9 protein-coding genes are annotated in these 12,261 nt (G+C 66.8%); 1 reads left to right on the top strand and 8 read right to left on the bottom strand.

Going from position 1 to position 12,261, the window contains the following annotated elements; translation table 11 throughout:
* Positions 1 to 208: 208 nt before the first annotated feature.
* The 3 genes from ATO3_RS10810 to ATO3_RS10820 are packed head-to-tail and all read right to left on the bottom strand — an operon-like array spanning position 209 to position 5,402.
* A complete protein-coding gene (locus ATO3_RS10810) occupies positions 209 to 1,564 on the bottom strand; it encodes a M20/M25/M40 family metallo-hydrolase (protein WP_088649845.1) in 1,356 nt (451 codons plus the stop codon).
* The gene (locus ATO3_RS10815) at positions 1,561 to 3,597 is read right to left on the bottom strand and encodes a hydantoinase/oxoprolinase family protein (protein WP_088649846.1); all 2,037 of its coding nucleotides are present in this window, start codon (positions 3,595 to 3,597) and stop codon (positions 1,561 to 1,563) included. Before ATO3_RS10815 ends, ATO3_RS10810 begins: the two co-directional genes overlap by 4 nt.
* Entirely contained in the window at positions 3,597 to 5,402 is a 1,806-nt protein-coding gene (locus ATO3_RS10820; RefSeq protein WP_088649847.1) for a hydantoinase B/oxoprolinase family protein, read from the bottom strand. Before ATO3_RS10820 ends, ATO3_RS10815 begins: the two co-directional genes overlap by 1 nt.
* A 399-nt stretch (positions 5,403 to 5,801) precedes the next feature.
* Here ATO3_RS10820 and ATO3_RS10825 point away from each other — a divergent pair, with 399 nt between their 5' ends.
* Positions 5,802 to 6,572 carry an IclR family transcriptional regulator gene (locus ATO3_RS10825; protein WP_143747259.1) on the top strand — a complete coding sequence of 257 codons (771 nt, stop codon included), beginning with the start codon at positions 5,802 to 5,804 and terminating at the stop codon, positions 6,570 to 6,572.
* 315 nt (positions 6,573 to 6,887) lie between these two features.
* On the opposite strand, the gene ATO3_RS10830 is transcribed toward ATO3_RS10825, so the two are convergent.
* The 5 genes from ATO3_RS10830 to ATO3_RS10850 all read right to left on the bottom strand — a co-directional run bounded on the left by ATO3_RS10830 (position 6,888) and on the right by ATO3_RS10850 (position 12,214).
* Complete coding sequence (locus ATO3_RS10830) at positions 6,888 to 7,844, bottom strand: cupin domain-containing protein (RefSeq protein ID WP_088649849.1); 957 nt, start codon at positions 7,842 to 7,844, stop codon at positions 6,888 to 6,890.
* A 325-nt stretch (positions 7,845 to 8,169) separates the two neighbouring features.
* Entirely contained in the window at positions 8,170 to 9,174 is a 1,005-nt protein-coding gene (locus ATO3_RS10835; protein ID WP_088649850.1) for a LacI family DNA-binding transcriptional regulator, read from the bottom strand.
* A gap of 70 nt (positions 9,175 to 9,244) precedes the next feature.
* Positions 9,245 to 10,300, bottom strand: coding sequence for an ABC transporter ATP-binding protein (locus tag ATO3_RS10840; protein WP_088649851.1), 1,056 nt, complete (start codon positions 10,298 to 10,300; stop codon positions 9,245 to 9,247).
* A 4-nt stretch (positions 10,301 to 10,304) separates the two neighbouring features.
* Positions 10,305 to 11,183 carry a carbohydrate ABC transporter permease gene (locus tag ATO3_RS10845; RefSeq protein ID WP_088649852.1) on the bottom strand — a complete coding sequence of 293 codons (879 nt, stop codon included), beginning with the start codon at positions 11,181 to 11,183 and terminating at the stop codon, positions 10,305 to 10,307.
* Positions 11,183 to 12,214, bottom strand: coding sequence for a carbohydrate ABC transporter permease (locus ATO3_RS10850; RefSeq protein ID WP_088649853.1), 1,032 nt, complete (start codon positions 12,212 to 12,214; stop codon positions 11,183 to 11,185). Before ATO3_RS10850 ends, ATO3_RS10845 begins: the two co-directional genes overlap by 1 nt.
* Positions 12,215 to 12,261: the final 47 nt, after the last annotated feature.

A 12,261-nucleotide genomic window follows, 5' to 3' on the forward strand; every position in this document is an offset into this window, starting at 1 on the left:
GTGAAACACTGTTTTAGTAAGGATGAGCGAGAGTTGGATTTCGGTAAACGATTTTTGCTGTCAGACCGGCCAGGAAATCGTCTCCTGCCGTACGATGCGCCCTTCTTGTGCAGCGCCTTGCGTCCGCGCCGGTCGCGGTCGCCGAAAAAGAAAGACCCCCGGCCGCGCGCGGCGGTCGGGGGACCTGAAACGGGGTATCGCCGCGCCCTCAGGCCTGACCGATCCGGTCCAGCAGGGCGGCGCCGGTGCGAATCCCCTCCAGGAACAGCTTGATCTCCATGTTCTCGTTGGGCGCGTGATTGGCCTCGTCGGCATTGGCGTAGGGCATCACGTAGGCCGGCACGCCGAGGATCTTGGTAAAGACGTAATCCGGCAGGCTGCCCCCGGTGCAGGGATAGACCAGCGGCGGCTCGCCCCGCGCGGTTTCGATGGCGTCCTGGATGACCGGGCCCCAGCTGTTCTCGATCGGCGTCTTCGACGGAAGCATGCCGCCCATCGCGATCACCTCGACCTCGGGCGCATGTTTGGCCACGTGGGCGCGCACACAGTCCATCACCTGATCGGGCGTCATCGCCTCGACCAGGCGAATGTCGCACTTGGCCACCGCCTCGCAGGGCAGGACGGACTTGCTGCCTTCGCCGCCATAGCCGCCGTGCAGACCGTTGATCGTCAGCGTCGGGTGGAACATCAGCCGGTCCCAGAAGGCGCGGTCGGCCGGGGCATCCAGCCGGTCGATGCCGATGTTTTCCATGTATCCGGCCAGGTCCAGCGGCAGCTTCGACACCGCGTCGTGGTCCGCATCGGACGGCGGAATGATCGGATCGTGCAGGCCCTCGATGGTGATCTCGCCCTCCGGCGTCTTCATGGTGCCCAGCAGGTGCACCAGCGTCCAGATCGCGTTGGGCATGACGCCGCCGTAATTGCCCGAATGGGCATCGCGCTTCGCCGTCCGCACGCGCAGCTCGAACGACGTCATGCCGCGCACGCCGTAGGTCATCGTCGCCCGGCCGCTTTCATGCAGCGGGCCGTCGGCGGTGACCACGAGGTCGGTCTTCAGCTCGTCCCGGTGGGTATCCACGAATTCGGCAATCTGGGGCGAGCCGATCTCCTCCTCGCCTTCCAGCAGGAAGATCACGTTGCAGGGCAGCGTGCCATGCACCGCCAGATGCGCCTCGATCGCCATGAGTTGGGCAAAATGCTGGCCCTTGTTGTCACCGACGCCGCGCGCCCAGATCCGGCCGTCGCGGATCGTGGGTTCGAACGGCGGGCTCAGCCATTCTTCCAGCGGTTCGGGCGGCTGCACGTCATAATGGCCGTAAAGCAGGATCGTGGGCTTGCCGGGGTCGACCTCGTAGCGGCCAAGGACAAAGGGATGGCCCTTGGTGGGAATGGATTTCACCTCCATCCCCATCTCGCCCAGCATCTTGACCAGCAGTTCGGACACCTCGCGGATCCCGATGTTCTGGGCCGAGATCGAGGGGTTCTTCACGTAATCCATCAGCCGGGCGACGTAATCGTCGTGCCGGGCGTCGATGTAGTCGAAGACAGGGGCGAGCGCGTTCATTCGGAAATCTCCCGGGTCAGGATCATGGCGCCCGAGGCATGCGCCGTGGCGCGCCAGCCGGGGGCGAGGAAGGTGGTGGTGTCGAGCTGGGTCAGGATCGCCGGGCCGTCGATCGCCGCACCCGCGCCAAAGCCCGCGCGGTCGCAGACCGGCACGGCGACGGTCTCGCCCGCGATCATGACCGAGACATGTTCGGACGGCGCCGGGGCCGGCCCTTCGGCCAGCTGCGCGGGCTCGGGCGCGTCGGCAAGGCCGGTGGCCTCGACCCGCAGGGTGACCAGCTCTATCGCGGACTGAAGGGCGAAACCGTAAAGCGTCTGATGCGCCGTGCGGAAGTTCTCCTCCAGCGCCGCGCGGCTCTCGGCGAAGGGCACGGCCAGCTCGCCCCCCTGCCCCGCGAAGCGCATCAGCGCCACGGGGGTCAGCAGGCGGCGCTCTGCCGGCACGCCTTCCGTCTCGAACCACGCCTCGGCCTGGGCCGACAGCTCGGCCACCAGCGGCAGCGCCTCGCCCGGGTCCATGGGTCCGGGACGGGTCAGCGCGCGCGAGAACTCGGCCTTCAGATCCGCCGCCAGCAAGCCATCGGCGCAAAGCACCCCCGGCGCCGGCGCCAGCAGCACCCGGCGGATGCCCAGCAGATCGGCCAGCGCGCAACCATGCAGCGGCCCCGCGCCCCCGAAGGGCACCAGGGCGAAGTCGCGCGGATCGTGGCCGCGTTCGACCGAAACCACCCGCACCGCACCGACCATGTGGTTGTCGGCAATGGCAAGGATCCCCCGGGCGGCGGTTTCCAGGTCCAGGCCCAGCGGCTCGGCGACCGAGGCGACCGCCGCGCGCGCCGCCTCGACATCCAGAGCAATGCGGCCGCCCAGCAGGTTCGAGGGCAGCTGCCCCAGCACCACGTGGGCGTCCGTCACCGTCGGCTCTGTTCCGCCATGGCCATAGGCGGCCGGGCCCGGGCGGGCGCCGGCGCTTTCGGGGCCCACGACCAGCGCGCCCTCGCGCATGCGGGCCAACGATCCGCCGCCCGCGCCGATGGTGATCATGTCGACCATGGGCAGGGCCAGCGGCCAGTTGCCCACGCTGCCCGCCTGTGTCAGGCCGATCTCGCCTTCGCGGATCAGGCAGATGTCGGCCGAGGTGCCGCCGATATCCACGGTGATGATATCGTCGATCCCGCAGGCCCGGGCCACGGCCCGCGCGCCGACAACCCCCGCCGCAGGCCCCGACAGCGCGGTGAGCGCCGGTGCCACACGGATCTTGGGCGCCCCTGCGATGCCCCCGTTCGACTGCATCAGCATCAGCGGCACCTCGGTGCCCTCCGCCGCCAGCCGCTCTTCGAGGCGCGCGACGTAGGCGGTGACCCCGGGCATGACCGTCGCGTTCAGCACCGTGGCCAGCGTGCGTTCGTATTCGCGCGACACGGGCAGCACATCGGTCGAGGTGGTGATGGCAAGCCCCGGAAGCATCTCGGCCAGGATTTCGGCGACGCGGCGTTCGTGATCGGGATTGGCAAAGGCATGCAGCAGGCTGACCGCCACCGCCTTCACGTCCATCTTGGCGATGGCCCGCGCCGCGTCGCGCACGGTGTCTTCGTCCAGCGGCGTGATCACCACACCGCCCACGCCCATGCGCTCTTCGATCTCGAGGATACGCTCGGCCGGAACCGGCGGTTCGGGTTTCACCCAGGTGTAAAGGTTGGTCTTGCGCGGAATGTCCTGCCGCCCGATCGACAGCACGTGGCGGAACCCCTTCGTGGTGACCAGCGCAGTGCGCGCGCCCTTGCCCTCGAGGATCATGTTGGTGGCGACCGTCGTGCCGTGCAGCACCTGGCCCAGATCGGCGGCGGAGCGGCCGGCATCCTCCAGCGTCTGCAGGATGCCGGTCACAAAGCCCTCGGAGGGGTCCGCCGGCGTCGACGGGGTCTTGCCGCGCCAGGTCTCGCCGGTGGCGTGATCGACCAGCGCGATATCGGTGAAGGTGCCGCCGATGTCCACGGCAATGGCGAGGGCGGAAGGGGTGTCCTTGGGCATCAGAGAAGCTCGTCGCGATAGGTGATACGGTGGAAGGCCTTGGCCTCGTAACGGTCGGCGCGCCGCGCCTCGGTGGCGGCGGTGTCGATGGCGCCGTCGATCACGACCACGCCATAAAGCTCGCGCGCCGCCTCGGCCGTGACGAAGCCGCCCAGCACGTCCTTCAGCACCGCCTCGGCGGGGCGATCATGGGGATGGCCATAGCCACCGCCGCCGCCGGTCCGGATCCTCAGGATGTCGCCCCGGCGCATGACCGTGCCGTCCGACAGCGGGTTGACCTCGGCCTCGCGATCGGTGCCCGGGTTCAGCACGACCGAGCCCACGCCCCCGCACATGCCCTGGGCATAGCCCCAGGGCGGGTTCTGCACCCCGTCGATGCGCACGGCCATGATGACCTCGTCGGCCAGGATCTCGTATTCTCGGATGATGCCGGTGCCCCCGCGGTAGCGTCCCGCGCCGCCGGAATCCGGGACCACGCCGTATTGCCGCAGGCGGAAGGGATAGCCCGCCTCCAGGAACTCGACCGGGTAATTCTCCTGCGCGACGAAATAGACCGTGTCGATGCCATCCGCGAAGTCACGCGCGCCGTAGCCGACGCCGATCCCGTCGGCCAGAAGGAAGCTCTTTTTGCCCGCGTTGCCGTCGGTATAGCTGCCCCGCATGATGGTGATGACATAGGCCGAATGCGCCGCCGGGGCGCCGCCGCCCGCCGCGTTCACCAGCCCGTTGATGACGGCAAGCATGCGCATCATCGTCAGCCCCCGCATGCCCAGGGGCGCCGGAAACTCGGGCTGCACGATGGACCCCTTGCGCAGCCGCACCTCGTCGAAGGACAGCGGGCCGCCCGCGTTGCACACCTGCGCCGGATCGCCGCCAAGGTAGTAAAGCCCCAGCGCCATGCCCGGCACCGCCTCGTTCATGATAAGGTTCACCGGGCCGGGCGCCTGGTCGTCGCTTTCGGTGGCGTCAAAGATGAACCGGTCCTCGCCGTCCTCGCCTTTCTCGCGGGTGATCGCGAAGCGCAGGGCGAAGGGCCCGTTGCCATGCCCGTCGCTGTCGATCGTATCGGCGAAGCGGTAAGTGCCGTAATCGAACGTCTCGGCCAGCCGCCGGCGCACCAGCCCGCGCGTCCGGTCCAGCAGCTGTGCCAGCGCATCCGCGAAGATCGCGGTGCCGTGGCGCGACACGACCTCGGCCATGCGCTCGACCCCGAGGTTGACCGAGGCCATCAGGGCCGACATGTCGCCGATGGATTGCTCGGGGTAGCGCGAATTGCGGTGGAAGATCGCCAGCGCGGCCTCGTTCGTCACGCCGGCATCGATCAGCTTGGTGGGCGGGACGATGATGCCCTCCTGGTAGATCGAAGTGGCATCGGGGCTGATCGAGCCGGGCATCAGCCCGCCGATATCCGCGAAATGCGCCCAGGACATCACGAAGGCCGACAGGACACCGTCGCAGAAGACCGGCGCCAGCAGGACCTGGTCGTTGGAATGGGTGACCGCGCCCCGGGAGCCGTAGCAATCGTTGTACCAGTAAAGATCGCCGGGCTGCATCGTCTCGCGCGGGAAATGTTCGAACACCGGCGAGGTCAGATCCCCGAAGATCGGCACCATCGAGCCCACGGCCATTGTCCCGTTCCCGTCGAAGAGCGCGGTGTAGAAATCCTTTTTCTCGCGGATGAAGGCCGAGATCGCGGTGCGTTCTATCAGCGCCTCCATCTCGCGCTGGGTGGCCATGATGGCACCCCGGATGATTTCAAGCATGACGGGATCGCAGAGCGCTGCGGCGGGTCTGTCCAGTGGCATCAATGTCCTCGGGTCTGGGCCGTCACCGGGACGGCCATGAATGCGTCATATCGGCGAGACGAATGTAATGGGGTCTCGGCGGCCTGGCGGGGTTTGGAGGGTGCTGTCCGGGCCGCGACCGGCATGTCCCGCACCGAAACGCTGGCCGAATGCCGTAACGCAGGGTAAAGGCGCGGCTCATGGACCATCACCTCGATCCCGCGGGCGCGGCCCGGCCTCTTGCGACGCCGGCGGGCGAGGCCCCAAGCCGGCTGCCGGGCAATCGGCGCCGGGTCATCCGCTGGCAGGGCGTCGGGATCGGGCAAGATGGCCTCCGTTTTTCATTGTGCGAAACAGTGTTTCGTTTAAGTTAGAAGCAAGACGCGTGAACCGAAAGTGAAAAGGTGAGGAGACCCGGGTTTGGACTACACGATTTCATCGGTTGATCGCGCTTTGCGCATGCTGCAGGCATTGTCCGAGCTTCCGGGCAGCGGCGTCACCGAACTGGCCGAGCGCACCGGCTGCACCAAGAGCCAGACGTTCCGCATTCTCTACACGCTCGAGGCTCAGGGCTACGTGACCAAGGATGCCGACCGCAGCTACCGGCTGGGCTTTCAGACCATGCTGCTGGGCGACCAGGCACGCCGGCAATCACCGCTGATCGCGGCGGCCGAGCCTCATATCAACGATATCTACGAGAGGATCCGGCAGAACGTGCTGCTGATCGTCCGCCACGGGATGCGCACGGCCTGCGTCCTGCTGCGCGCCTCGCCCGACCGCGACCAGATCTATGCCGAGTTCGGCCGCACCGGCCCCCTGCACGCGGGCGGCGGGCCTAAGGTGATGCTGGCCAATGCCCCCTGCGAGATCCAGGAGGCGGTGCTGACCGGAGAGCTGACACGCTATACCCGGAAGACGATCTGCGACCCCGACACGCTGCGCGCCCTGCTGGAGAAGATCCGAACCGATGGCTGGCACCTGTCCGAGGCCGACCTGGACGACGACAAGCGATCGGTCGCGGCGCCGGTCCGGGACGCCAGTGGCGAAGTCGTCGCCGCGATCAGCGTGACGGCGCCCGAGGACTACCTGCAGGGTGCGCGGCTCGACGAGACCCGCGACCTGGTGCTGCAGACGGTCGAGCGGCTTTCGGTCGCGCTTGGCTATCGCGGAACGCCGGTGGTCCACGCCTGACACGGTGTCCCCCCGGCGTGTGACCATGGGGGATGGGCTGCTCCTGCGTCCTGAAGACCGGCCGTCGCCCGTCGGACCTGTCTCCCCTGCCTGGCGGCAGTGTCGCGGTGCACCTGGGCGCAAGCCGGTCCTGCGTCCCACGCGACGGGCCCCGTGCGCCGGGACTGGTGGACCTGGTCACGCGCTCCGGCAGCCCGGCAAGAGTTTCAACGGCACGCGACCGGTCCGGGGAAGTGGGGGCGAGTGACGCGAGGCTACCTTCCCGCCGGTATCATGGCTCCCGGCGCCACGTCCGCGGGCGGGAGCCATGGACAGTCAACCCTTCCAGGTCGGGCCGGCCGCGTCCTCGGTGGCGGTGATCCGGTACAGAGCGGCCTCGCCGGTCATCGACGGAGTTGCGCTGTGGGCCAGGCCCGCGGGCACACTCATCGTGTCGCCCGGCGCAAGGATCGCATGGCCCTCCGTCCAGTCGACCCGCCAGTGCCCCTTGACCGGCATCAGCACCGAGGGCTGCCCGGAAGCGGACTGTGTGGCGGAGGCGGAAGCGCGGGTGATGAAATCGACCTCGAAGCCGGGGCGGTCCTTCAGCAGGCCGGTCGCGCCGATCACCTTGCAGGGCGCGCGATCGGCCAGGGCCACCATGTCCCAGTAGCGCGCGACGTGGTTCGGCAGGACCTCGGCCGTGGTCGGCTCGGGGCGCTTGGCCAGCTCCTCTTCGGTCATCAGCGGCATGGGCGCGACACCTTCGGGCAGGCGTTGCTGCTTCTTGGTGTCGTAGAGCTTGCCGTTCTCGCCCAGCACCAGCCCGTGGTCGGCGGCCTCCTCGATCACCTGCGGCGCCCACATGACACCGCCGCCGGCATCGTCACCGCCCAGGATCGCCATGATCATCCCGTAATCGGTGCCGATATTCTCGAACCCGCGGAAGATGCCGGTGGGGATGTTGAAGATGTCGCCCGGTTCAAGCACCACCTCGCCCGCCGTGCCCCAGCGGCCCCAGAAGAAGCGCCAGCGCCCGGAGAGGACAAAGAACGCCTCGGCCGTGTGGTGGTCATGCAGCGAGTTGCGGCAATGCGGCGGCTGGCCGGCCGCACCGATGTTGAAGCCGTGCGGCACCGAGATGTGCACATGCTGATCCGGGGATTCCGAGACGCCGCCGCCGATGATGGTAAAGTTCTCCTTCTGGTCCGAGCCCGGCGTGTGGGCATCGATGAAGGCGGTCTTGCAGGGGCGCAGTTCGCCGTAGCGGACGATGTTGGCAGAGAGGTCCATGGATCAGGCTTTCTCGGGGTCTGAGGTGGTTTCGGACGGAAATGCGGGCGCGGCCTCGGCACAGGGCAGAATGACCTGGCCATGGCGACGGGCCCGCAGGTTGCATTGCGCGGCATGGCCGGCAAAGCCTTCAGGCATGCAAAGCCGCGAGCCGGCCGCGTTTCGGATAGGTGATGGCCATGACGTCCTTCGCGATTTCTGCATACGATTGCAAATTTCAGATAACGAAGCCGGCCGAGTCTCGCAAGCCAATTTTGCATACGATTGCAGAATTGCGCCACGCCCAAGGAAAAAAGGGGTCCGAAGGCCCTCCGCTCACCTCATGTCAGTCCCGTGTGGTCCCGCGATACACCGGCACCGGCGCGATCCTCAGCTTGCGCTCGGGCCGGTCCTCGCCCTCGACCGCGGCGATCAGCTCGTCCACGACGGTCGAGACCATGACGTTCATCCGCTGCCGTACGGTCGACAGGTTGAAAGACGGCCAGGCCGCCTGCGGGATATCGTCGAAACCGACGACGGCCACGTCCTCCGGCACGCGCAGGCCCAGTTCGATGCGGATGACGTCCAGCGCGGCCAGCGCCATGTGGTCATCGCCGGTAAAAAGCGCGTCGGGCGGCTCGGGCACATCGAACAGCTCGCGCGCGGCATCGGCGGCGTCGGCATAATGGTAGTTGCCCACGGCGCGGGAATGCAGCTGGTGGCCGGCCTCGGCCAGGGCGGCGACAAAGCCCTCCTCGCGCTGCTGCTGGGTGGAGGACCCTTCGAACCCGGCCAGATGCGCGATCCGCTTCGGCCCGCCCTTCAGCAGCATCCCGGCGGCCATGCGCCCGCCTTCGACATTGTCCGAGGTCACCGCGCGCAGATCCTGCGAGGGCTGGTCTCGGTTGAACAGCATCACCGGGATGTTCTGCGCCTTGCAGCGGTCCGCCAGGGTCGAGGACATGGAGGCCGAAACGAGGATGATCCCGTCGACCCGGTAGTCGAGGATGCTTTGCACCACGGGTTCGACATCGCCCACGGTGTTCGACGCCATGAACAGCAGCACGTGATAGCCGTTCTCCTGCAGCGCGATCGACAGTTTCTCGACCGCCTCGGGATAGAACTGGTTCTCGAGGTAGTAGACGACAAGCCCGATGATGCGGCTCCTGCCGGTGATCATCGCGCGGGCCAGAACGTTGGGGCGGTAGCCCAGCTCCTCCGCAGCGACCCTGATCTTCTCGGCCATCTTCTTCGACACCGAGGCCCCGGGAGTGAAGTAGCGCGAGACCGCGGATTGGCTGACACCGGCCTTGCGGGCCACATCGACGGACGTCACCGGTTTGCCGCTCACCACTTGCTCCTTGCTGAAACCCTTAAACCCTCTACCCCTGCCCGGTCGGCCTGTCACCCCTGCCCGGCGCCTAGCGGCGCGTCAGGTTCTGCCCGGTCTCGATATCGAACAGGTGGCAGGTCTCGGCCGGGATATCGGCATGAACCGTGGCACCGATCTCGGCACGGAAATCCTTGGCCGCCTTGAGGTTCACCAGCTCCTTGCCGACCCGCACCGCGGCCATCGACGCCTCGCCCAGCAGTTCCAGCGCGAAGATCGGGGCGTGGATGTCGCCGCCCTCGGGCACCAGCGTCACGTCTTCGGCGCGGAACCCCAGGATCACGCGGCCCGAATGCCCGGCCGGCAAACCGGAAAGGGTGATGTTCTCGGCCGTGAATGTGCCGTTCTCGATACGGCCCTCGACAAGGTTCATCGCCGGTGAGCCGATGAAGCTGGCGACAAAGGTGTTGGCGGGGTTGTCGTAGATCTCGGTCGGCGTGGCGACCTGCTGGACGACACCCTTGTTCATCACCACCACGCGGTCGGCGAGCGTCATCGCCTCGATCTGGTCGTGGGTCACGTAGATCGTGGTGGTCTTCAGCCGGTGCTGGAGGTTCTTGATCTCGGCCCGGGTGCTGACCCGCAGCTTGGCATCCAGGTTCGACAGCGGCTCGTCCATCAGGAAGACGGTGGGTTCGCGCACGATCGCCCGGCCCAGAGCCACCCGCTGGCGCTGTCCGCCCGACAGCTCGGCCGGGCGGCGATCCAGCAGCTCCAGCAGGTCCACCTGTTCGGCGGCCTTCATCACGCGCTCATGGTGTTCGCCCTTCGGCACCTTGCGCACCTTCAGCGGGAAGCGGATGTTCTCGTAGACGCTGAGGTTCGGGTAAAGCCCGTAAGACTGGAACACCATCGAGATGTCGCGGTCCTTCGGCTCCAGCTTGTTCACCACGCGGCCGCCGATGATGATCTCGCCCTCTGTGATGTCCTCCAGCCCCGCGATCATGCGCATCGTCGTGGACTTGCCGCAGCCCGAGGGGCCCAGCAGCACGAGGAATTCCTGGTCGGCGATATGCAGGTCGAAATTGTCGACACCGACCACCGGGCCCCATTTCTTGGAGATGTTTTTGAGGTGAATGTCGGCCATTGGCTTACCCCTTGACGGCGCCGGCGGTCAGGCCGCTGACGATCTGGCGTTGGAAGAACATCACAAGGATGAAGAGCGGCACGGTGGCCGAGACGGTGGCCGCCACGGCATACATGATCGTGCCCTCGGTCTGGACCGTGCCGAGGAAGGAATTGATCTTGGGCACCATGGTCTGGTTGTCCTGGTTCAGCAGCATCGCGGTCACGGCGAAGTCGTTGTAGGCCAGCAGGAAGCTGAACAGCCCCGTGGTGATGACACCCGGCCACATCACCGGCATGATCGCCCAGCGGAACGCCTGGAACCTCGTGCAGCCGTCGACCATGGCGCTTTCGTCCAGATCCTTGGGGATCGACATGAAGAAGCTGTGCAGCATCCAGATCGTGAACGGCTGGTTGATCGCCACCAGCACGATGATCGCGGTGGGCAGGTAGCCCCAGATGTTCAGCTCGAAGAACGGCAGCAGGTAGCCCGAGACCAGCGTGATATGCGGCATGGCGCGGAACACCAGCGCGGCGATCAGGATCCAGAACGTGTACTTGCGCGTCGAGCGGCTGAGCGCATAGCCCCCCAGCGTGCCGAAGAGCAGCGAAATCGAGGTCACGCAGACCGTGACGATCACCGTGTTCCAGACCGAGTGGTAGAACTCGCGCTCGATCCAGGCGCCCTCGTAGCCGTCCAGGGTGAAGGCGCCGCCCGTCTGGCGCTGGGTCGCCGGGCCGAATATCGCGTTCCAGAAGCTTTCGCGCGAGAAGAAGTCGGCCTGCACCTTGAACGATCCCCAGACCGTCCAGAAGAAGGGAAACGCCGCGACGATCAGCCAGACCAGCAGGATGAGGCCCGAGGTGATCGCCAGCGTGCGGGAGTGTCCGAGTTGGGTGTTCATCAGCGGGCCTTCCGGTTGAACTCGCGCCAGGTGCGGATCAGCACCGGCATCAGCAGGACGATCACGCCCAGCATGGTGAGGATCGAGGTCGCGGCGGCCGAGCCGAAGAGCTGGTTCACCGACCCGTTCAGGTCATTGTAGATCGACCACGACAGCGAGGTGGCATTCGCCTCGGCCGAGAAACCGATGATCGGCTCGAAGACGCGGAAGTTGTCCATCAGCAGGACCAGCCCCACGAAGGTCGCCAGCGGCACGAGATGCGGGATCACGACATAGCGGATCCGTTCCCACCGGTTGGCGCCGTCGATCATCGCCGATTCCAGCGTGTCCTGCGGCAGGGTCTGCAGCCCGGCATAGAAGACGACGAAGGCAAAGGGCGTCATGTGCCAGGTGCCGTAGACGATCAGCGTGATCCAGGTCAGCCCGGGCGAGGCCTTCAGCGACAGCTCGGGATCGTTGAAGATCCATTGCAGCGTGGCCCCGATCACCCCGTCGGAATTGATCATCCAGAACAGGATCAGCGAGCCCAGCAGCGGCGTGACGATATAGGGCAGCAGCGACAGGAAGATCACCGGCCCCTTGAACATCCGGGGAATGCTGTTGACCCCCAGCGCCACGGCGAAGCCCGCGATCATCGACAGCGGCGTGACAAGGAAGGTGTAGACCAGCGTGAAGGACAGCGCCTTGTAGAACGGCAGGTTGTAGATCCGCGAGATCACGTCGCCGATGCCGTCATTGTCCGACAGGATCTCGCCCACCTCGGTCACGGCCAGGTGCGCGCGGTTGAGATAGGTGCCCAGCCCGTTGAACCGGCCGAGCGGCTCGGCCTCCTTCAGCGCGGCGGTGGCGTCGGGATCGACCTTGGTCTCTTCCTGGCAGCCGAAGGGGCCGCAGTTCTCCACCGTCACCAGCACCTGCTCATGCTCGACGAACAGCGACTGCACGGCGACCGAAACGATCGGCAACGCGATGAACAGAAGCATGGCCAGGGCTGAGGGGAGGATGAAGGCGGTAAAGTCGCGATGGCGCATGTCCGTCTCCTGTCGGGATGGCGCCCCCGGCCCTGTCGTGGCCGGAG

This window comes from Marinibacterium profundimaris, assembly GCF_002210095.1.
GTDB classification, from domain to species: domain Bacteria; phylum Pseudomonadota; class Alphaproteobacteria; order Rhodobacterales; family Rhodobacteraceae; genus Marinibacterium; species Marinibacterium profundimaris.

Excerpts from the sequence above, each read along its gene's own strand:
- ATO3_RS10815 (WP_088649846.1), bottom strand. The coding sequence starts at position 3,597 with ATGCCCAAGGACACCCCTTCCGCCCTCGCCATTGCCGTGGACATCGGC.
- ATO3_RS10820 (WP_088649847.1), bottom strand. The coding sequence starts at position 5,402 with ATGCCACTGGACAGACCCGCCGCAGCGCTCTGCGATCCCGTCATGCTT.
- ATO3_RS10845 (WP_088649852.1), bottom strand. The coding sequence starts at position 11,183 with ATGAACACCCAACTCGGACACTCCCGCACGCTGGCGATCACCTCGGGC.
- ATO3_RS10850 (WP_088649853.1), bottom strand. The coding sequence starts at position 12,214 with ATGCGCCATCGCGACTTTACCGCCTTCATCCTCCCCTCAGCCCTGGCC.
- ATO3_RS10810 (WP_088649845.1), bottom strand. The coding sequence starts at position 1,564 with ATGAACGCGCTCGCCCCTGTCTTCGACTACATCGACGCCCGGCACGAC.
- ATO3_RS10840 (WP_088649851.1), bottom strand. The coding sequence starts at position 10,300 with ATGGCCGACATTCACCTCAAAAACATCTCCAAGAAATGGGGCCCGGTG.
- ATO3_RS10830 (WP_088649849.1), bottom strand. The coding sequence starts at position 7,844 with ATGGACCTCTCTGCCAACATCGTCCGCTACGGCGAACTGCGCCCCTGC.